Source organism: Adlercreutzia sp. ZJ138, assembly GCF_011038935.1.
Classification (GTDB): domain Bacteria; phylum Actinomycetota; class Coriobacteriia; order Coriobacteriales; family Eggerthellaceae; genus ZJ141.
Genome location: NZ_JAAKEA010000001.1, coordinates 77,221 through 98,987, shown reverse-complemented (window position 1 = coordinate 98,987; position 21,767 = coordinate 77,221). Strand labels below are relative to the sequence as shown.

16 protein-coding genes are annotated in these 21,767 nt (G+C 53.7%); 9 read left to right on the top strand and 7 right to left on the bottom strand.

Features of this window, described 5'->3' with window-relative positions:
* Positions 1-166: 166 nt before the first annotated feature.
* From upp to G7Y43_RS00440, 3 genes are all read right to left on the bottom strand, one after another.
* Positions 167-796 (bottom strand): uracil phosphoribosyltransferase, encoded by a 630-nt coding sequence (gene upp, locus G7Y43_RS00450; protein ID WP_165042933.1) that lies wholly within the window; start codon positions 794-796, stop codon positions 167-169.
* A gap of 143 nt (positions 797-939) precedes the next feature.
* Complete coding sequence (locus tag G7Y43_RS00445) at positions 940-5,895, bottom strand: hypothetical protein (RefSeq protein WP_165042931.1); 4,956 nt, start codon at positions 5,893-5,895, stop codon at positions 940-942.
* A gap of 553 nt (positions 5,896-6,448) precedes the next feature.
* The gene (locus G7Y43_RS00440; protein ID WP_165043089.1) at positions 6,449-8,119 is read right to left on the bottom strand and encodes an FAD-dependent oxidoreductase; all 1,671 of its coding nucleotides are present in this window, start codon (positions 8,117-8,119) and stop codon (positions 6,449-6,451) included.
* A 280-nt stretch (positions 8,120-8,399) separates the two neighbouring features.
* Between G7Y43_RS00440 and G7Y43_RS00435 the strand changes: the two genes are divergently transcribed.
* Positions 8,400-9,755 carry a helix-turn-helix transcriptional regulator gene (locus G7Y43_RS00435; RefSeq protein ID WP_165042930.1) on the top strand — a complete coding sequence of 452 codons (1,356 nt, stop codon included), beginning with the start codon at positions 8,400-8,402 and terminating at the stop codon, positions 9,753-9,755.
* A gap of 40 nt (positions 9,756-9,795) precedes the next feature.
* Positions 9,796-10,065 (top strand): SDR family oxidoreductase, encoded by a 270-nt coding sequence (locus G7Y43_RS00430; protein ID WP_241158081.1) that lies wholly within the window; start codon positions 9,796-9,798, stop codon positions 10,063-10,065.
* A gap of 313 nt (positions 10,066-10,378) precedes the next feature.
* Here G7Y43_RS00430 and G7Y43_RS00425 read toward each other — a convergent pair whose 3' ends face one another.
* On the bottom strand, positions 10,379-10,837 hold the full coding sequence (locus G7Y43_RS00425; RefSeq protein WP_165042928.1) for a pyridoxamine 5'-phosphate oxidase family protein: 459 nt from the start codon (positions 10,835-10,837) through the stop codon (positions 10,379-10,381).
* 444 nt (positions 10,838-11,281) lie between these two features.
* On the opposite strand from G7Y43_RS00425, the gene G7Y43_RS00420 reads away from it, so the two are divergent.
* The 5 genes from G7Y43_RS00420 to G7Y43_RS00400 all read left to right on the top strand — a co-directional run bounded on the left by G7Y43_RS00420 (position 11,282) and on the right by G7Y43_RS00400 (position 16,196).
* Complete coding sequence (locus tag G7Y43_RS00420) at positions 11,282-12,058, top strand: SDR family NAD(P)-dependent oxidoreductase (protein WP_165042926.1); 777 nt, start codon at positions 11,282-11,284, stop codon at positions 12,056-12,058.
* Positions 12,059-12,459: 401 nt separating this feature from the next.
* Complete coding sequence (locus G7Y43_RS00415) at positions 12,460-13,284, top strand: response regulator transcription factor (protein WP_165042924.1); 825 nt, start codon at positions 12,460-12,462, stop codon at positions 13,282-13,284.
* 202 nt (positions 13,285-13,486) lie between these two features.
* Positions 13,487-14,485: an ABC transporter ATP-binding protein gene (locus G7Y43_RS00410; protein WP_165042922.1), complete on the top strand. Its 999-nt coding sequence runs from the start codon at positions 13,487-13,489 to the stop codon at positions 14,483-14,485.
* Positions 14,478-15,263, top strand: coding sequence for a hypothetical protein (locus G7Y43_RS00405; protein ID WP_165042920.1), 786 nt, complete (start codon positions 14,478-14,480; stop codon positions 15,261-15,263). The genes G7Y43_RS00410 and G7Y43_RS00405 overlap by 8 nt, the downstream gene beginning before the upstream one ends.
* Positions 15,264-15,284: 21 nt before the next feature.
* Positions 15,285-16,196, top strand: a complete 912-nt coding sequence (locus tag G7Y43_RS00400; RefSeq protein ID WP_165042918.1) for a sensor histidine kinase KdpD — start codon at positions 15,285-15,287, stop codon at positions 16,194-16,196.
* 54 nt (positions 16,197-16,250) lie between these two features.
* Here G7Y43_RS00400 and modD read toward each other — a convergent pair whose 3' ends face one another.
* The gene (gene modD, locus G7Y43_RS00395; RefSeq protein WP_165042916.1) at positions 16,251-17,096 is read right to left on the bottom strand and encodes a ModD protein; all 846 of its coding nucleotides are present in this window, start codon (positions 17,094-17,096) and stop codon (positions 16,251-16,253) included.
* 216 nt (positions 17,097-17,312) lie between these two features.
* Here modD and G7Y43_RS00390 point away from each other — a divergent pair, with 216 nt between their 5' ends.
* Together G7Y43_RS00390 and G7Y43_RS00385 are read left to right on the top strand one after the other, a co-directional pair.
* Positions 17,313-17,513: a helix-turn-helix transcriptional regulator gene (locus G7Y43_RS00390; RefSeq protein ID WP_165042914.1), complete on the top strand. Its 201-nt coding sequence runs from the start codon at positions 17,313-17,315 to the stop codon at positions 17,511-17,513.
* Between the two features lie 11 nt (positions 17,514-17,524).
* Positions 17,525-18,088 (top strand): hypothetical protein, encoded by a 564-nt coding sequence (locus G7Y43_RS00385; protein WP_165042912.1) that lies wholly within the window; start codon positions 17,525-17,527, stop codon positions 18,086-18,088.
* Positions 18,089-18,093: 5 nt separating this feature from the next.
* Here G7Y43_RS00385 and G7Y43_RS00380 read toward each other — a convergent pair whose 3' ends face one another.
* Both G7Y43_RS00380 and G7Y43_RS00375 read right to left on the bottom strand, forming a co-directional pair.
* Positions 18,094-20,595, bottom strand: coding sequence for a lectin like domain-containing protein (locus tag G7Y43_RS00380; RefSeq protein ID WP_165042910.1), 2,502 nt, complete (start codon positions 20,593-20,595; stop codon positions 18,094-18,096).
* A gap of 324 nt (positions 20,596-20,919) precedes the next feature.
* A complete protein-coding gene (locus G7Y43_RS00375; protein WP_165042908.1) occupies positions 20,920-21,756 on the bottom strand; it encodes a MerR family transcriptional regulator in 837 nt (278 codons plus the stop codon).
* Positions 21,757-21,767: the final 11 nt, after the last annotated feature.

Here is a 21,767-nt window from a genome sequence, read left to right as displayed (position 1 = left end):
TTTCCTTGAATGCATAAAACAAACAATTATTTTACCATCTCGCAACGCCGCACATAAAACGGCCATTCACGCACGATAATCTGCGCAAAAGCTGCGAAAAAAGCAAAGTTGCTCAGTTGGCTGCACAGGCGGCTCGATATGCTGAGGGAATCGCTGGAGGTCGATTCTACTTTGTGCCGAATATGCGGTCGCCTGCGTCACCCAAACCAGGAACAATGTAGGCGTCTTCGTTAAGGCCCTCATCGATAGCCGCCACGTAAATATCCACGTCAGGATGAGCTTTTTGCATAGCGGCAACGCCTTCGGGAGCTGCCACCAAGTTCATGAGACGGAGATTCGTACAGCCGCGGCTTTTCAGTGCACTCACAGCATCTATGGCGCTGCCGCCGGTTGCCAACATGGGGTCAACTACAATCACGATAGAGTTTTCAACCTGCTTCGGCATTTTAAAGTAATATTCCACCGGCTGATGGGTTTCCTCGTCACGATACATGCCGATGTGTCCTACATGTGCAAATGGCATAAGCTCCAGCATACCGTCAACCATACCAATACCCGCACGCAGGATGGGCACGATCGTGATGAAGCACTGCTCAAGCTGCGGGAACATGCCTTCGCACAAGGGAGTTTGCACGCTCACTTGCTTTACGGCGAAATCACGCGTCACCTCATAGCCCATGAGCAGCGATATCTCTTTCAGCAGCTGCCGGAAGTCCTTCGAGGACGTGTCTTCACTGCGCATGTGTGACAGCTTGTCGAGTATCAACGGATGAGACATAACGTGTACTTCGCTCATAGAAGCATCCTTCCGTACGGTCTTTCGTTTTCGCATGTACCCGTTATAGCAGCTACCGATCGTAGGTAAACCGTCACTCGCAGGAAAACAACAACCGCACGGAAGGAGAGCACCCTGCCTTCAGTCTCGCATTCGGCCTTTCGTTATGCGCGCCGCCGCGCGAGACGAATTACCGCCGCAATCACCGCCGAGACAGCTGCGACAAGTGCAAATGCAATAACGAATTTGTACGTGGTATCACCCGTTTCGACAAGTGCGGCAGGTTTCTTGGTGCCACCTGCGTTTGGATCCTTCCCGTCTAACGGAGGATTACTTGTGCTACCGCTACCGCCACCGTCGCCATCCGGCGGGGTCACTGGCCCAGCCTCAGGCTTCGCTTCGGCTTTGCCCAAAGGATGCGTAACGCCTGTCAGCTCCACCGATTTTTGCGACACAACACCTGCCCCGTTGGTGAGACGTAGCGTGTACCAGCCGTTTTCTAGGCGACCGTCATCCAGGGGTTTTTTGTCTGGCCCTAGTGTGGGATCGGCCCATTCAGCTATGTAGGTGATACCCTTCTTGTAGCTGTTGCTCACATCAACAAAACCGCTCGTAGCATTTTGCCCACGGGCGATCTCCACACGGCCCACATCCGACGGCCCTGTTGTGGGCCACACCATAATGGTGCGGGTGCCATTGTTAGCACTGGAACCGTTTTCGTCGACACCATTGATGCACCATATGGCCATATCGGGCACTTGCGAATCCTTTGCGAACACAATGGTGCGCGCATCGAAGAGCGGGTCATTAACACTCTGAGCAAGCGCTATGACCTTATGTGTTCCATCGGAAAGCGGACTTATCGTTTCGCTGATCCGTCCTTCTTCGGCTCCAATCATCTGTAGCGTTTTCTCATTATTGGCAGGAGATGCCAAAAGTATCGAGCCAATCTTCACGTTCAATGCGCTGAGATTCAGCTTCGCCCCCGCATCCGTTATCCACAAGAGTGTATCAACAGGCTTTGTGTCAGTTGCGCCCGTATTTTCGGCACTCTCGCGGGAATCCGCATCCTCAGTGACCTCATTCGCATCTTCGCCTGACACTTCCGCGCCCTCAGATGTCGGCGTCTCTTTAGCAGCTACGTGACTTATACGCTCGTCGCTGGCAAGCGTCGTGCCATCAGAGCCGACTAAGCTCATGCCCCAATCGCTAAACTCAATTGCCGTGGGCGTCACAGGGCCATCAGGGTTGTCTGGTGCGCTCGGATCAACTGGTGTCAAAGAGGTGGCTTTCACCGCAATATCGCCATGTGCCTCACTGATAACCAAAACCTTTCCGTCATCAAACACCTTGACACGCGGATCGCTTGTAATGTCGCTGGCAATTCCGTCACGCGTTTCGGTCACCTGCCACGAGTCAACCTGCCACCCGTTAAAGGGCAACGCGATGAAATCGAGCTGCGAACCATCGGTAAATAGTGCACCGTTGGAAAGCGCGTGCTTCCAACCCGTTTCAGCACTCACCGACCGCGCTGCCATCAGCCCCCACGGGTTGAATTCGTCGAACGTCACCGTAAACGAGTCAACCTTTTCGGTTTGCGCTACAGCCGTGCAGGAGTGTTTGCGCTGTGAGTCGGTCACGCGGTATGTGTACGAAGTGTCAGAGGCAAGCCGCTCATCAGTTCCGTTGCCATCGGGGCCGCCCTGATCGGTGAAGGTTTCCGTAAAAACAGTCGGCGAGGTGCCATCCAAGTTTGGTTTCTTAAACGTGTGAACGGTTTGCCACTGGCCCGTTGTGGAGTCCAATCGCTCAAGCAGATAGGAGCTGTCGGAGTTATCAGCCCCCCAAGGAATATCCGCCACGATGTCTACGGTATGCGCCGTAGTATCAGCGATTTTTAAGCCGCGCGGCGTTGCCACTCCGTAACGCACGTTTTCGGTGTCATATCCCACCACGACATACTCGCCTACAGAGTCATTGTTGCTCATCGGGTCTTCTATGGTGGTGTAAGTTTTTTTGCCGGCATACATCGTCATCGACATGCCGTAGTCGTTCCACTCTTCGGTCAGACACTTCACATCACCCTTGTAGGCTTTACCGTTGTATACCGACTTCCCGCCATTTCCGGAAAGGTTAATACCAAACGCCAGCGTAAACTTGTTGAAACGCGAGCTTTCCTCGAACTTCAGGCCCATCTTCAGATTCAAAGCACACGAACCACCATCGGAATTTTTCCAGGTACTCAGCAGCGATTGGCTACTTGAGCCGAAATCGTTGCCGTAGTCGAGCGCAAGCGGTCTGTCGGTCAAATTGAATTCCGAAGTGTCAAGTCCGTCGGGACGTGTATAGGTTTCGGGCTTCCCTTTTGTGTGGGACATCAGCGTATCCGCTTCGGGTAAAAGCGCAAGCCGAGGCGTTTTGTCAGACAATCTTTCGTTGAAAGCACTTATAACCTTGTTGTAATTAATAGCCTGTTCATTATACGTCTCGATGGGCACAATTTTCACGTTGGGAGCATTAGGTGCGCGCATGACGGCAAGGTCGAGAGGCTTCTGGGCGCCAGGCCGCAGCACTTCGTAATAGTACAAGTCCATGGGAGTGCAAGTCAGAACCACACTGTCCTGCCCCTTAGAAATGTTCACAGAATACTGCTCCTCATGGGTTTTCGAACCCTTGTACGAAGGAGTTACCCCAAACCCGGGCGTCTTCCCCACTTTCATCGAGTTCTTGCCAGCTTCGGCACCGTACAAAATGTTGAAATCAAACGACACCGATGCACTGGCACCGTACTCTATCGTGTCACCCTCGATGCGAGTAAGTGCCGTTGAACCCGAATCATAGCCGGTTGCAAGAGACACATCTTCAAAGGAAGGCGGTGCTTGAAGCACCGACTCCACCACAGGCTCGGTGTAGACAAACTCATGTCCTACCAAGCGCAGGAACATAGAGTCCTTGTCCTGAGGCTCCTTCGCGTCATCGAGCCAGTCAAGGTTTGCCAGGAAAGGAATCTCGGGCGAGTTTTCGCCCCATGCGAACTCTGTTTTATCGCTCATGTCACCATAGCAGGAAAACGCTACGCTGCTGCCATTGTCGCAATAGGTGTAGCGGTCGATGCGAACCTTATCGCCGTAGTTCTTCGTTTGGTCGAACAGAGCCATCTGGTACAGAATTTCGCCACCGGGATAATCCATCATAGTGGCCAGACCCGCATCGGGCGAATCGCAATTAGGAATCATGTCCTCAGCTGCGGTAGGCTCGGAAAGCATCAGCAAGATGTTGTTGTTATCCATCTCGTTGAAATCTTCGTGAATCCTACCACGCCACGGCGTAAACGTTGCAGACGCTTTGTCGTAGTTGTAGAAGAAACTTCCGAAAAATACCTGATCGTAGGTGTTGTTGTCCACGTATCCCGATAGGCTGACGCAGCTCAGTGGCACTGTCCAGTTCGAGGTGTTCGTATAGCGCGAAAGGTTGTAGAGCTGGTAGTTGCTTGCCTCACTTTTGAAGAAGGTGCTGTCTGCGTCCTCGTAGTACAGTGAGGTATCTTCATTGGCTTTGTGGCCGTAAAGTTTGCTCCCAAGTGTTTTGTGTAGCCCGTTGTCGTCAGAAAGCCAGGTAAACCCGTGCACGTTGGTCGTATCCAAGTAGCTGCGTGATCCGTCCTCGGGCTCTACCCATTCCAAGTAAGTCAGGTACAGCTCGCCTTGCAGAGCATCTGACCCTGCATAGCCGCCCACTACCAATTCTGGGTGATTGTCGGCATCAACATCGCCCACGGAAACCGAGGTCATTTGCGTACACGGACCGCCCGGAGGCGCCCATCGGGAGCATGTCCCTTCGAAATTCGGCTGGGTAACCGTAACGGTTTTGGGGTTTCCGTTTGCATCCTTTATCTGGAACTGCTGATCGGTGCCTGCGGACGCCTGAACAACTTGAATGGCCGAGCAGTACCGAGATCCTCCCAAGGGATCGCCTCCTTGGAAGGCCACAATGGCCTCTGCCTTGCCGTCACCGGAAAGGTCAGCTACTTCAAGCGATGCAGGAAGATACATGTTATCGGAATATATGTTGGCATTCAGCAACGGCATGTTATCGGCTGCTATCGACTGATGGTAGAAGAGGAACCTATTGCCTTCGCGCGGCTTTTCGCCCAAGAGTTCGGAAGCCTGCCATCCAGAAGGTAAGGGGGTGCTGTCGTCAATTCTGGCATCAGTCAGGTAGAAGGTGTACCACACATCAATCCAGCCCTCGCCGCTTTCGTTGTACGAGAACATCACAATGTCCTCGTAGCCGTTTCCATCAAGATCGCCCGCTTTCAGGTGATACAGATTAGGCTCTTGCATCGTGGGGTTGTAGTTTTCGAAGTCGATTTGCTTGCGCGACTCTGAGCCTTCCGTGCGCGGGTAAAATGCGCGACCCGGATCGAGCACGGCTATGTTTCCCCTCAGATACGCTGGAGGTATGCCTGCACCATACTGGCTGAAATAACCGGATTCAGCATACGAGGTATTGTAGATTCTTACCTTGCCGTCGCTGGTTAGCACAGCAAGATCATCGAGACCATTGTGATCCAAATCGGCCGGAGCAACAGCTCCTATGGTTCTGCCATCAGCATCAAAATCGTAGAAAAGGTCTCGATAATGTGAGTCGTAATCCAGATTCTCTGCAGTGGTTTTTCTTATGTCGGTAATCCACAGGGGCGATTTTAGATTCGAAGGGTCAGAATCGAGGTCATCGTACGTAAGACGCCCGTACTCCAGCGGCGTAACGCCAACCCAGCCACTCACGGGATTGTCGGTGCCGCATTCTTCCGACACCGTGTTTTCGCGCGTGGTGTCAAAACCCATCAGACTTGCGCTCGACAAGCTCGAGTTGTCAGCGACAGGTACCAAGGTGGTACCGTCGTTGAGGGTTTCTCCGTATTCGAGGGGTTCCTCATCGGCAGAGACGGGCTGTGTGGTGCTTGAGGTGGGTGCCGTAGTATCTACTTGTGTTGTGTCGGATTGCTGCACACCTTCGTCAGACGAGGAAGGCTCCGCCAGCGCCCATTGCGTAGGAAAGAGCGAAGCCACCAGCGTGCAGACGATTAGTATTGATACGAGAGAAGTAAGATCAGGCATGCCCTTTGTACGAAGGGCACGAAAAGCACGAACCTGAGGGGTGGGCGTTTTTCTCATCATGAGAGTAACCTCCGAATCCGTTATATTGGAGGTTCAAGTGTAGCAACCGCTCTAAAAGAAATGCCTTTTGAACAGGAACTTTACCTACGCTTGCGCATTCATGTGAACAGAAGTTCAACCTCGCTCATAGTTTGTACGCAGATGCTTTACAACAACACGAGGATATACGGCAGTGTGGCAGAGAATCACGCTCATCTCAGCGTCCCCGTTGTTCCACTCTGACCACGGGCAGACACACCCGTGCTTTTCTGCTCACAGGTCAGCCAGTGGCAGACAGCATGTATAGTTGCACACAGATGAAACTGGCACCCCGGCCAGAGTCGAGGTTCAGCAAAATGTCCAAGCTCCCCTTTGACCTTCCGAAAAGGACGCAAAAGTGAACCGCATCCAGAGCTTTGGGATGCGGTTCACTGTTTTGGCTTGTATCAAGTGCTCGGGATGGTGAAGGAGGGGTTCAACCCGAACAAGAAAAAAAGCGAGTGGGGCTACTTAGTTACTCAATGCCTGCGAGTTCTCGTCCAACCAGGTAGCCGAACGTTACACAGCGACCGAGACTGTTTCCTGGAACAACGAGCGGGTAGTCCGTTCCATACAGGCCGGCGGCGCAGTTGCCGATGGCGTAAAGATTCTCGATTAGCTTATCGTCGGTATCCCAAACTTGCGAGCGGGTGTTGACCTCCATACCTCCGATGGCGACCATAGCCGCAGGGCCAAATTGGGCAGCGTAGTAAGGGGCGCCGTTGATAGGCGTGAGCATGATTGAGCGCTTTCCGAAGTCCTCGTCAACTCCTTTAGCACAGAGTTCGTTGTAGCGGTCGATAGTCGCTTGCAGAGTGTCGGCAGGCAAGTTAGTCAGCGAGGCAAGCTCTTCGATGCTGCTCGCTTCAATTACCATCCCGTTTTCCTTGCCGGAATCGATGCAGCCTTGCCACCATTCCGCTCCCGTGGGCGGATCGTCGTAGTGATGACGGTGAAAGTCCCAGAACATGCCGCCCCCTTGTTCGAGGGTATCGATGGAATCCGGCAGCCAACGATCGCCGCCGAAGATCGCCCAGCAGTATCCCTCGGACTCCGGCTGATTAAGGACGTTGAGCGATCGGCCCTGACACCAGGTATCTTCATTCATGTAGCGCTGGCCGCGCATGTTTACATGCAGAAAGTTCCCGTTTGACAAGGCAGTGTACTGTTGAGGGTGAATCATAGGAGAATAAGCATAATCCTGCACTTTGGCACCGGCCCACAAGGCCATTTTCTGCCCGTCGCCCGTGTTTGCACCGACGGGAGTGTACTGCGATGCGGAGCATTGCAGCATGACCGGTGCGAAAGCCTGGCACATTTCCTCGTCGCCTGAGATGTCACCCGTCGCCAAGACGATACCTTTGGTTCCGACAAACCGCTGATATCCCTCAGGGGTCGATGCAATCACACCAGTGATCTTGCTTCCCTCTCGCTCGAGCTGTTCGGCGCGGCATTCGAAGAAGTATTCAGCACCATTATCCTTCGACTCGGCGAGGAGAATGCCAGCGGCAGGACCGGCACCGAACTGTCCCTCGGCGTCTTTGAATTGCAGGCAGCCGTAATACTCGGGATACGTGGGACCCTTGTAGCCGCAAGCGAGAAGCATGATAGTGAAATCGTTCGCCTCCAGTTTGTCGCAGAACCATTCGATGCCCTCGGCGGAGCGGCGCAAGTAGTTCCATACGTTCGCTTCGTTACAACGGGAGCCGCTTTGAGCTATCCAGTCGCGCGCAATGGCTTCCATATCGACTTCAACTCCGGCTTCCTTCCAATAGCGATTGTTGACTGAGCCAAATGCTCCGCCGCGGAAAGAGGGTTCTGGCATTTTCTCGATCACGGCGACCGATAAGCCGTTTTCGGCGGCTGAACAAGCAGCAGCGACACCGGCAAGGCCGGCTCCCACTACGATTACGTCCTTCTCGACGGTCGATGTGACGGCGTCTTCTTCGATGGGCGCAGGCGGCGTATCCCACGACCACCGTCCTGCACCGTTGGAGTCCGAAGAGGGGGTAAGAGTTCCCTCGCTTCCTTCAGGAACATCCTTCGGAGCCGAGTTGGATGAGCAGCCAGTCAACCCCGCTGCGGCAAGACCCGCAAGGGCAGACCCGGCGAGAAATTGACGTCGGTTCAGTTTCTTGTTAGACATAGATCCCTCTCCTTTCAAATGAGGTAAGCACCGTGGCTCTGCCAATAGTTTCGAAGAAGAAGAGGTGCACGACATCACCCAAAACGGAACAACGGTCGACAAAAAGTAAATTGATACTTTTTGTATCATGTCCTTCAACAGGGGAAATCTTATAATGCTCAGCGGGAGGAGCGTAGCTACCGACTGCCGCGCTGAATACATGCACATATTACAGAACAGATCAGTTTATCTTAAGCGGACCTGCTCGCTTGTGGGGTTTGCGTTCCTTCAATCATGGCAAATGATTGCTTACGCTTCTTCGTTCATTGCTCCTTATGGCAATATGTTCAGCACGGGAGCCATCGCACCCAACCCATACTATATTAGCGCGGCCATTATTGTGATGACTCCCGCTGTTCTTGTCGTGAAGAAGTGCGTCGTTGAAGAGGAGAAGGCTCTCGTGGCACCCATAGCGGCGTTGTCGCTGGTTGGGTCGGTGCTGCTTCTGATATATCCCTTGTTGGGAAGATATCAGTTCACAGGCTTTGTCGTAGGAGCTTTGGTCATGGGATTCTGCGACGTGTTCCTGCTGTTTTCCTGGGTTGCGTTTTGGAGTACGCTGGCAAGCAGCGGAACGTTGAAAAGTATCTGCTTGTCCTATGTTCTCGCTTTTGCTCTGTACCAGCTTTTTGCGATGTCTCCGCACGCTATCCAGAGCGTCTTTGTAGTCATCGCTCTGCCGGTCAGCGCTTTTTGCCTTATATTCGGTGGTGACGAGCTACGTAGGTCGTTCCCTGCGGCGTTAGAGAACCTTACTCGTCCCCACATTAAGAAAAAGGGAGAATTATTAGCGTCTGTTGCAGCTCTTCATGGCATTTTTGGTATCTCCCAAGTAAGTAATCGCGGCATCGGTGGCACGCTCATTGGAGAGCTTACTCTGGAGAGCGTTTTACCTGCAGGTTTTCTCATTCTGGGGATTACACTGGTGATCTCTCGCGTGCGTACGCCCGAAACACACCTAAAAATCCTCTATCAGTCGGTGTTTTTAAGCATTGTCCTTTACGTTGTGCTCGTCGTTATGCCTGTGCGCTTCTTTCCCGAAATAGCGTTCGGACTCATGCGCTTCGCCATGTTCTCTCTTGACACGCTTACGATTCTCGTTGCGACGGACTATGCGTATCGTGCAAAGGTGCCGATATGGAAAACGTTCGGCCTTTTCTTTCTTGCAGGTCGCGCAAGTTCGTTTGCGGGGTTCCTTGCCCTGTCATATGGTGCAGCGCATGTCAATTCGACCAATAACTTGCTGGTAAGTTGTCTACTGGGTTGCCTGGTGGCGGCTACAGTCGTACAGATGGTGGTGTTTACCCAGCAGGATCTGATTGACATCATGGCTGTTCCTGTCGATGTGAAAGAAGATAAGGTGACGACTGCTGCAGCTCAAATAGACGAGTTCTCCCAGGTTTTTGGCTTGTCTCCACGTGAATCGGAAGTGATGGAATACCTCTTGCGTGGGTACACCGTTGCTCATCTAAGCGAGAAGCTATTCATCTCTCCAAATACGGGAAAGCGCCACGTATCAAATATCTACCGCAAGTTGGGGATTTACAACAAGCAATCACTGATCGAAATGTTTGCGAAATACTTCACAACAAAATAAAGTTGCCGGCAGTGCTCCTTACCATGCGGCAAAGGGCGGCGTGGTGAACCTTACGCGTGCGCTGGCTTCCGAATGGGGTAAGTACGGCATCACCGTGAATTCCATCTGCCCTGGGTATTTCTACACTCCGTTGACCAAGGAGACGCTCGATAGCGACTTCTTCCAGCAAAACGCCAAGACCATAATCCCTGAAGAGCGTTATGGAAACGAAGGTGAGCTCGACACAGCTGCCGTCTTCCTGGCGTCTCCGGCTTCGAGCTACGTCACGGGCATGCAGCTGCCCGTCGACGGTGGCTACACCTGCATGTAGCAGAAGCGAGCATAGTAAACAATGCCGGAAGAGCCGCATGAGATGTGCGGCCCTTCGCTTTATATGCTTTATTCGACAAGCATCCATTGTACTCGGTGAAGTTATGGACTCCTTCCGCATGCTAATCAAACGGCGACGAAGCTAGTTCAATTTCAGAATTGGCAAAGTAACTTTGCCAATTTATCACGCAAAAGCCAAGTTGAGGCAGACGCAAAAGATGAGATTCCCTGTTTCAGCTTTTTCCAGGCAAAGAGCTGCCAAGTGCTAAGAGGATGTACGACAGTGTGGCTCTTTGACCCATCTGTTCGCCCCGCTACGCAAGCCGGGCTTTTCCCGTTATTGCTGTGGGCGTTAATTTCCACACAGCGGTGCGCTTACTGCTTTTGGCGAGGGCGTCTTCGAAGTGACCCGCATTCTCAGAAGCGTAGCGCTCGACGATGGCGCGCAGAGCGGCAGTCCACTCGTCGGCATCTTCTACCAGCGACACAACACCGCACGCGACGGCGCTGGCGTAGGTGGTGGAGTACTGCTCGGGCAGGGGTACGACGTCCGTCACGCCCGTAAGGCAAGCAGCCGGATTTGCCGCCATGATCTTGGTTTTCTCGCCGTGCTTGGCGGAATGGAAGTACACAGCCCCATTCAACACCGCATGCGACACCGGTACTGCATAAGGTGCACCCTCGCGGTCGACAAGTGAAAGCACGCCGTAAGGGCAGCGCTCCAGTACATCCCAGGCAAATTCTGCAGTCTGCTCTCTGTCTTTGCGACGCATACTCGGAGCCTTTCTCTTCGAAGTAGCGGATACACTCGCCAAGCATACCGCTAAACAGCTGTTTCTTGAAGGGTGCCAGCGTGCCCGCGTGTCAGAATGGGACAACGGGGACGCAGCACCAAAGTGTGATCCTTTGGCACATTTTTCAGCCATCGTTTCGTCACGATCTGTGGCGAACAAAGTACCCGAGAAACGCAGAGACAACGAGCCAATAGCTGTTCTCTACACTCAGCTCGGCTCTTAGACTTTTGTAATAAAGCTACAGGGGAGGGTGAACGCAATGGTGCAATACTAAGCACATTTTGTCACCCCTCTATTCTCCATACCATTCACAGTTTCTCTTTGGCGAAGTAAGGCGTCCTTTTACGGTTTTATACAGCTCTCTTTTACCATAATGCGTTATAAATCACGTGGGTGTATCTCCAAAGAGAAAGAAGGAACCGTATGAACAAGAACTATTTCGATCTGACCGGTCAGGTGGCAATCGTTACGGGCGCGTCGGGGGGTCTCGGTGTGCAGATGGCAAAGGCGCTGGCCAACCAGGGCGCTAAGGTTGTTGTGATGGCGCGCCGTCAGGAAAAGATCGACGCGGTGGCCGCTGAGATCGCCGAAGAGTTCGGCGTGGAGACGCTCGCTATCCGCTGCGACATCACCGACACCGAAAATGTAAACGCCGCCGTGGCAGAAGTCGTTGAGAAGCTGGGCCGCATCGACATCCTTATCAACAATGCGGGCACGGGTGCTGTGGCTCCTGCTGAAGACATCACCGACGAGCAGTTCTCTAACGAAATGGAAATCGACCTGTTTGGCAGTTTCAAGGTTGCCCGCGCCGTAGCCAAGCAAGCCATGATCCCGGCCAACTACGGGCGCATCATCAACATTGCGAGCATGTACGGCCTGGTGGGCAACAAAGTTGCCGGCAGTGCTCCTTACCATGCGGCAAAGGGCGGCGTGGTGAACCTTACGCGCGCACTGGCTTCCGAATGGGGTAAGTATGGCATCACCGTGAACTCCATCTGCCCTGGCTACTTCTACACTCCGTTGACCAAGGAAACGCTCGACAGCGATTTCTTCCAGCAGAATGCCAAGACCATGATCCCCGAAGAGCGCTACGGTAACGAGGGCGAGCTCGACACGGCCGCCGTCTTCCTGGCGTCTCCGGCTTCGAGCTACGTTACGGGTGTGCAGCTGCCCGTCGACGGTGGCTACACCTGCATGTAGTAGAAGCGAGCATAGTAAACAGCACCGAAAGGGCCGCATGAGATGTGCGGCCCTTTCGCTTTACATGCTTTATTCGACAAGCATCCATTTCCAGGCGGGAACTTGCCTGACGATGCGCCCGTTGTTCCACTGTGACCTATGGGCAGACGCGACTGTGCGCCTGTGCTCCTGTGCGAATTCCGGCCAGATGCCCCAATGTGACAAAGACTCACGCTACGTGGCATAATGACGCAGTTCGAGTCGTCGTTTGGAAGAGTATGCGTCAGAAGCGGCTGTTGCTTTAGCTCATTGAGTGATGTATGACATTTGGTGTGACCCTCTCTGACACAGACATATGCAGGGAGACAGTGTGGTATTAGCTGGTCTTTGGCACACGTTAACACACGAAAGGGGTGCGATCGATGTCTGGAAGAGAAGCAGACTCCCGTTTTGCCTGGTCACATCACGCCAAAATTCTCGTGATCGAGGACGATGCGGCTATTAGTGACGTGGTGTGTTCGACACTGTGCGGGGCAGGATTTTGCTGCATCCCTGCCTATTCGGGTACGGAAGCTCGATTGCTGCTTGATCAAAAGGACGTTTTCGACCTCGTGATTTGCGATTTGATGTTGCCCGGCATTCCCGGTGAAGAAGTAGTCTCGCTCATCCGCACGAAAAGTGCTGTTCCGATACTTGTGACCTCCGCGAAGGCGCAGGTGGTCGACCGCGTGGCATTGCTTCATATGGGAGCCGATGACTATCTGGTCAAACCGTTTGATCTCGACGAACTTGTTGCACGTGTAGAAGCGCTCATTCGGCGCTCGATGCGCCCCGTCGGCGTTTTAGGTGAGAGCGCAGCGCCCAAGCTTGCCAGTTCATCCAATTCCACCAGCCTCACCGCGAACTCATCTGCCCCTTCCCAAACATATGGGAAGTGGAAGCTCTACGAAGACGCGCGAAAGCTCGAAGCTGCAGGCACCCCTGTCAAGCTAACCCGCACCGAGTTCGATATTGTTGCCGCGCTCATGCGCCGTCCCAGTAAGGTATTCACCAAGCGCGAGCTCTACCGCGAGGTGTGGCATGAGGACGCCGCTGTTGAAGAGAAAGCTATCAACACGCACGTCTCCAACATCCGGACGAAACTAAAAGGAACGGGCACGGAGAGTTACATCGAAACCGTATGGGGCATCGGATTTAAGCTAGCGGAGCTGGAAAAGTTGGAAGAGCTGTCGGAGTTGGAACAATGACTCAGCCGGCGTTCGCCCAGCTCGAAAGACAAACAGCCAAAAGGTTGTCTTCAACAGCGCGCTCCTTTGGCGCGCTTTGTCATAGGCCATCCAAAAAGCATGCCGAATCTTGTAACTTTCTTATAACTTCACGGAAGGTTCGTAAACCTTTGCCGTCCATACTCGAATCATCGAGAGGAACGATGGTTCGAAAGGAGAAGAAATGGACGCAATAAGAACGTCTGACCTGACGAAGACGTACGGCGCCAAGCGTGCTGTTGACAACGTGAGCTTGCATGTGGGCGCAGGCGAAATCTATGGATTTGTCGGGCGTAACGGTGCTGGCAAATCGACCGTCATGAAGATGCTCGCAGGGCTGGTGTTGCCCACGGCGGGCGAGATCGAGGTTCTGGGGGAGCGGCAGGCGCCTGGGAGCACGAGTCGCCGACTCGGCGCGCTCATTGAGAACCCGGGTGTTCATCCGGGGCTGTCTGGTCTTGACAACGTTATGGTGCGCGCCCTTGCGCTTGGTGTTCCCCAGGCGAGGGTAGCGAGCATGGACGCACTTGAGATCGTAGGCCTGGCACCGGTTGCAAAGAAGCTCGTCAAAACTTACTCGCTGGGCATGAAGCAGCGCCTCGGACTTGCACTTGCGCTGGTAGGCTCGCCCGACCTGCTGCTACTTGATGAGCCGTTCAATGGGCTAGACCCACAGGCGGTGCGCGAGGTGCGCACAACCATCGTGAACCTTGCGCGGGCTCGCTCCCTTACGGTGTTCGTCAGTTCTCACGTACTTGACCAGCTTGAACGCATGGTTACCCGCTACGGAGTAATCCGCGACGGGCATCTTGTACGCGAAATGAGCGCGGCGGAGGTCGATGCCGAATGTGCCGACTACTTATCTATTCGCGCGGCAACGCCCCAGCTTGCTCTCGCAAAGCTTCAGGAAGCGTTCCCGACAGCGCGCTTTTCCGTGATGGAAGACGATGCGATCCGCGCGGAAGGCGAAGTATCAGCTGAGGATGCGGGGCGCGCGTTGTCAGAGGCGGGAATTCCCGTCACGGAGCTGTTCGTTCACGAACGTGACATCGAAGAACTATTTGTGGGGTTGATGGGTGCCGACCTGGCTATGCTTGGTTGCGACAGCGCCGCTTGGCCTCAGGCAACGAATGCCAACAGGCCGCGCGGGTTCGCCGGGAAAGGGGGTGGTCAGGATGCTTAGCATGGTTAGATCGCTTCTCTACCGTATCGTGAAGTTACGCATCTTCGCTGCCTTCATAGTAGTCATCCTTCTCTGTGCTTTGTTTACCCCCTTTATGATGTGGCTCAACGATGTGTGGCCCGCCTTTGCCGCAACGGGGATTGTTGAACTTCCCGATGGACCCGTGCCGGCGCTCCAGCTATACGGATTTTCCCTTGTTGGAGGTTCATTCCTTTCTTCCGTTATCTGCTTGATGATGGGGTGTCTTGTGGCATACGACTTCAATTTTGGGTTCGTGAAGAATCTCATTCAAGCAGAAGGTGGCAGGTTATCCTATGTTTGTGCGGCGATGATAAGTGCAGTTGTCCTTACCACGATCGTCGTTGCGGCGGGAACGGCTGTTGTGGCGCTCGCGCTGTTTCTGCAAGACATTCCGCTGACGCCCCCCGAAGTTGGCGAGGCTATTCAATGGTTTATCCAGGTGGTGCTCTGTATATCTGCCTATGCGTCCATAGCTGTTTTTCTCGGTATCGCCACAGGTTCTGAGACGGTTGCGTGCATTGGTGGGGTGATTTTTGGCGGAGGTGTGATTGAAGCAGTCCTGCAAATGATCCTAGCCAATGTGCCTGGTCTGCCCGTTTTCATACGCGACTGCCTTGACGGGTACCTTGCTGCTGATTTAGATGTGCTGACCCAAGGAATCGTATGTGACCCGATGACGTACGTGCAAGCGGTGGTGACGCTGCTCGTCGTTGGAACTCTTACCGCTCTCGTCATGCGGCGCAGGAGTCTGGGATAAGGTGTACTGGAAGGAGAGTCCATGGACGGGGTGCTGGCAATAGCGGTGCTTGTTGTGGTGATTGCTGCGACGGCAGTCACCGTCGCACTCTACGAGCGAGAGCTCAAGCGCATGGCGCGCTTTCTTCTCCGCGGTGATAGAAGCCACAATGAGCGGGCGACGGTAGGGTTCTCTACGCCTGGCATCTCGTCGGTTGCTGCTGCCGTGAACAGCGAAATGGACAAGCTGCGCGATGAGCGCTCCGCCATGGACGAGCAACAAGAAACGTTTCGGCGCGACCTTGCCGCTCTCTCCCACGACATCCGCACCCCCCTTACGGGTGCGCAGGGGTATCTTCAACTTTATGAACGAAGCTCTGACCCCGAAGAACAGGCCCGCTGCTTGCGCGAGGCGACTTCGCGTCTTGCGGCCATGCGCGAGCTCACCGATAAGCTATTTGAGTATTCGAAAGCGGTCGACACTGACCGGCCTTTGGAGCTGGGGCCGGTCGAGGTCCTTCCTGTTCTTGCCGAAGTTCTGGCAGGTGCGTATCCTCAGTTTGCCGCGCGCGGTTGGGAAGCTCGCATCCACTTCGAAGATGAGGATGTGGCGGTTTTAGGTGATGAGGAATCGCTTTCTCGCGTGTTCTCGAACCTGCTGTCGAACTCCCTACGGTATGGTGTATCTGCCCCAGCTATCACGCAGGAAACTGTATTGGGGGAAGGCGGCGCGCTGGTTGAAATCTCGGTTTCCAATGAAGTAACGAACCCCAGTTCAATTGAGACAGATCGGCTATTCGAGCGGTTCTATCGCGCTGATGGCGCACGCAGAGGCGGCGGATCGGGCTTAGGTTTGGCAATTGTTGCGAGCCTTTGTTCAAACATGGGAGGCTTCGTAGAAGCGCATCTCGAAGGGAATAACCTCACTGTTGTCGTGCGTCTTCGTTGTGCGTAAGCGTTACAGGCATTGCGGCGCCGCAAAAGTGGTAGCTGCCCACGGGTTAGCCCATTATAGAGAAGGGACAATGCGGACGCTCATGTCCATTGGTTTAGCTGCGAAGGGTGCTGTGGTTGCCAGACCATCTACTCCGGTGCCTGCATACTCTTCAGCATTCTTGAGACCGATGCCACCCGCCGCTATAAGCGTGATATGGCTGTTCACAGCCCGTATCTGTTCGACAACGTCTTTCAACTCTACGGCAGGAATCTTGTCTAACTGGATACCATCGACACCTGCTTTCGCTAAATCTAAGGCATGTTCTACCCCAGATTCGACAAACAGCTTCTTTTCTATGCAGCGCGCTCTGAACTCAGGCATTCTTTCGATGAACGCATCGAAACCCCCCAGGAACGCGAGATGCTGTTCAAACACCAAAACCGTTTCAGACAGTCCTAAGCGATGCGGATAAGCGCCACCTATCATAACTGCCTCGGTCATGAGATCCTTCACGCCCGGCATGCTCTTACGAGTCGTGAGTATTTCGCAGTGCGGATTCGCCCTATGAGCAGCATCAACCATCTTTCTTGTCATCGTTGCGATAGCTGACAGATGGTCAAAAACGTTGAGACAAACCTTCCAAGCAGCATGAAGATTGGCAGCCGACCCCTCAGCCACTAAGAAAACCTCGCCGCTCTTCAGCTTCGCGCCGTCGTCATGTCCTTCAACCACGCGACATCCGATACGCTCCATAATCTGTCTCACAACGCTCGCACCAGCCAGCACGCAATCCTCGCGCGTGAAGTATTCCATACGACCTGAACAATCGCCTATTCCCAAAACCATGCTTGTTAGGTCAATATAGGGTATGTCTTCCTCGATGAAGCGATCTATGCGCTCAGTCGGTATTCTTATCATTGAAACTTCCTTTTCTCGTCATGCGACGCTACGCGACAGTGGGGACACGAGCCTATTGTCCCAAAATACATGGAGCGGAGCAAAAGAAAAGAGCTGCGGGAGCTTTCGCATGCTGAATAAATATTACGACGCAAAGGGAATTCTATTGACAACCCCCAACATGCAATATATATTTGTCATGTCACATATATATTGCATGTTGAGAGAGGTGATGCAGTGGATGACGCAAAAAACGAGCGCTTACGATCCGCACGTACCGAGGCAGGGCTCTCGCAGCAGCAGTTAGCCGATGCCGTGGGGGCAACTCGCCAGACCATCGGTCTCATAGAGACTGGGCGCTACAACCCAAGCCTCAAGCTGTGTACTGCCATCTGTAAGACATTGAGCAAAACGCTCAACGACCTTTTTTGGGAATAGGAGATGAAACTATGCTTTGCACGCGAAAATGGAACGACATCATGGGGCCAAAGGACGAACGGCTTGAAGCCGAAGAGAACAAGGCCATGAGGATAAGCATGTACATCTTGCTTATCGGTTCGGTATTGTGTCTTTACTACACCATCATGCTCAACCAAGTGGCATCCACCACGCAGAATCCTATCATGACCGACTTGGGCGCAAGCCTTGTCCCCGTGCAGGTTCCTCTTACGATCACGATCCTTATTGCGGGAATTGTTTCCCTGTGGATTCAACTTAAATCGGGTGCGGTGTCCAGCTACAAGCGTTTTGCGGAAGTGGATGCTATTCCCTGGGATTACGTTGTAATATGCTCTGCATTTTGCGGTGCTGTGATAGGAGCCCTCACCTGCGGCATGCGTATCGTCGCAGAGATTCAGATTGTTGGCATTAATCAGGTTGCATGGTTCGGAGACATGGCCATAGGAATCGTGTTCTTTATCATGAGCTTTGCTATCAGCTTTGTAGTTCTCGCTTACACAATCCACGATGCCATCAAGCACCGCCGTGCGCTCGATAGCGAACTGGAAGGGTAGGTGCACTACCTGCTGCGACGACGCATGCGCACGACGGCAACCGCACCGGCGCATGCGGCTATCGCGGCTATGCCTGTTGCAGTTGCCGCAGACACCCCCAGCGAGTCGCCCGTGGCAACCAGCGGCTTTTTCGTCGCACCTCCCGCCGGAACAGGAGCAGGTGCAGGAGAAGGAGCTTCACCAAACACACCGAACGGCGAGAGCGTGGTAACATTCACCGCTACCTTGCCATTCGTGACGACGAGACCCTTAAACACCTCTTCTTGAGCCCCGGCAGGCAGATGCGCCACGTTCACCATCCATCCCTCATAACTCGTACCAACGTCGAACGTGAGCGCCAATGACCCCTTGAAATCAATAGGGTACTTGGTATTCTTATCGCGCAAGGCCACATCGACCGCAAGGATTCGCTGCTTTTCCCCGCCCAACTCCGCAAGAGCGCTTGTGGTCTTCTCATCCACCGCAGTTAACACCAGCTCCACATCGGCCCACTCCGGAAACTCACCGGTTGCGCTTACGATAACAGTCTTGTTGCCATCAACAAAGGGGGCAGAAACAGGCTTTTTAACGTATGCCGGCTCGGGTACCGGGTTTGCGTAGGCCTTGATAGGGAAGTTGTCGTAGTCAAAGCTGTCGGAGGGAATATCGTCTTCATCACCAGGATTGGACGCTTTCAGCTCCGCCACGATGTCGAACAGGTCCTCTGTTAGCTCCCCGCTATCCTCAGTTGTAATCGAATAACTTTCTCCGGGGTTGACAATACCACACGAATACTTTGTAAGAACTCCTTTCAGGTCGGGATCATCCTCGATCAACCTCTCCCAGCCGAGCCTGTTGATGCCTTTGTCAAGCTGGACAAGATAGAATTCTCCGTCTAAACCGGGCACGGCAGCTTTCTCTGTTACCACAACCGAGTACCTATACCCTTTCTCCACAATCACGCTCTGCGGAAAATGTACCAGGTGGTAGCCACCATACTCATACGTCAACGTGTTAGTTGCTACAAGCGTACCGTCCTTGGGACCTGTCGCATCTTTGTCCAAGAGATACATCTGGTAGGTTACCGTCGTGTTAGGGCAGGAGGTTTCGAACGACACCGAGGTGACTTCCTGACGCTCATCCGCCGTAAAAACGTTAGCCATGCTCGCCGGTAGTGGGTTCGGCAGCGTCATCGGACTGGTTGAAGGCATGAAGTCATACTGGTCGATAATGCGGTACTTTCCCTTGTCCCCCATGGTGGTGGTGTCGTAATCGAATGATTCGACGTTGTTAATGCTCTGATCGAAATAGGACAGGTAGAAGTAGCCATCATCGCCCCAGTTGAACTTGTTGGGGAACGTTCCCGATTCCGACCCCCAGCTATTCTTGACAATCCAGGCTCCGTCACAAGGCGGCGGCGTGGCACCTGACACTTGCTCCGATGTTAAAAAGTTGTCCTTCGAGTATTCGTCATCCCACCCGACAATGGTGACGGCGTGAGTTATCGGGACAACCTCATAGGTGTAGTGAGCCCACGTTTTAGTGTTGAGATACTTGTTGTCCTCAGGCGACATGCCCGGCATATATTGGTCAGCGCAGAAGTTAATACTCACCGCACGCCCCTTGAGCAATTCGCTTTTGATGGCGTCAACGCCAGGCTGATTGAAGTGGTAGCCACCCTGACTATCAATGTCGGCAGGGGAGGGCAGCAGGTTGGCATCCTCAAGCTGTATGGAAGACATAAAGCGCCTTTTTTCGTCAACCGACCAGTCGCCTTTAGGGCTGTAGTAAACCGGATTACCTTCGCTGTCGTTGACGGTTTCCCCTTCCGTGCTGCGGTAGGGCACCTCCTTCTCGGGAACAGGACCTATTCCTGACGACAGCACCGACGTGATAGTGGGAGGCGAGCCACCCTGTTCAAGGACGATATCTGGGTCAGTTTTGTGGTTACCAGCGGCATCTACCGTGTAATAACCCTCCCCCAGCTGGCTTTGGTAGTTGGCAGAACCTGAAGCAGTAATAGCTTCCTGAGAAAGGGGTGTGTAGGCGAGCCACGCGAGGTGAAGCTCTGACAGGTCAAGCCCTTGGGAAGCCGACCAACCCAGCTCGCTTAAGATACTCGTCTCCGATGCAGCCATTGCACCGAAGCTCCAGCAGGTGGCCCAAGGGTTCTGAAACTTGACCGGAGTTACCTTGTCGATTTTGGGATCGCGCAAATCGTACGCTTTGGGAATTGCTTCCTCCGACAGCGACGCAATGCCGTTTGTCGCGCCGAATCCGTTGTTCGCGCGATTGGTCAGGAGGTCGTCTACGTTTCCCGTCGCGTTGTATTTCTGGCGCATCTCGGCGTCAACCTCGTTGAACACACGTAAGAAGCGATCGATTGCCGCGCTGTTGTCAGCTGCGGCGGCGACGGAAGGCTCGGCGCAAGCAACACCTGGCATCACAGGCACAAATACAACGGCAAGCAGAACAGCAAGTGCGGCGCGGGTTAGGCGATTAACGAAGGAAGGGGGCTGCATTTTCATCAGAACTCCTTGCGCGTATTCGTTGCGAGCACGAAACAGAACAAAAGACAGAGTCAGTGGCAGAGCAAGGGGTGAAGCAAGGGGTGAAGCAAGGGGTGAAGCAAGGGGTGAAGCAAGGGGTAGGACAAGATGATGCGTAGCTGCAAAAAATGCGTTTGCGGCTCTCTTGATTCTATCCTATTGCGAAGACATAATCCCTGTACATGCCATTCGTTCTGTTTTGAATGGCGTTACAGCTAAATGTAACTGTAACGCCATTGGTCGAACAGCTGGTCAACGATTGTTGTGTCGGGAAAGGAGTCTCACCACCCGGCATTCAGAAGCTCAGATCACACGCTCGATGATTTCAGCGAGAAGCGCCGTGGCGCCGTCACCACAGGCCGAATCGTAATAGGTCACGAAGCGTTCATCTTGCAGGTAGCCTTTCGCAAGCGCAACGTGAGCCTGTGGACTGTAGGCATCATCGCCCCAATGGGCGCGTATCCATCGCGCGTGCATCTCGGCCAGCTCACTTGCGTCCGCATCGCTTACCTCATCTGACAGCAACATCTCCCGCAACTTATCCTTGATAGCGTGTTCCAGGTACTCTTTGGTATCCCATTCCTCCCGACTCATGGACGACATGCGCGCATTCGTCTGGTCAATCACTTCGTCTCCGTAGCGCTTCCGAGCTTCCTTTCCATACGCTTCCTCAAAGTGCTCGACCGAGCTTTGTTTCAAAGTCTCAAAAGCCTCTTCATCGGTCATGTCCTTAACGTCCTTCCATTTCTCTATCAGAATGTCAGTTGTGCGCAGGAACGTGTTAAGACGATCCTGCTGCGCGAGCAGGCTCCTTCGGTGAAGTGAAAGCACCTTAAGCATATCGAGGTCGGGCTCCTCCATCAGTTCTTTAAGGTCCCCCAAGGGAAGTCCGCACGAACGAAGCGTCCTGATCACACGCAGAGCGGCGACGTCTTCTGCTCCGTAGCGACGCCAATTGTTCGCATCTCGCACGGGACTCAGAAGTCCGAGCTGCTCGTAGTAATGCAGCGTTCTCACGCTCACGCCCGCCATGTTGGCAAGCTGCTTGGCCGTGTAGCCGGTGTTGCCGGTGTTGCCGGTATTGCCGGTGTTGCCCGCGTTGCCCACATGTCCGACGTTGCCCGCATATCCGGTGCTCATATCTTCGGTAC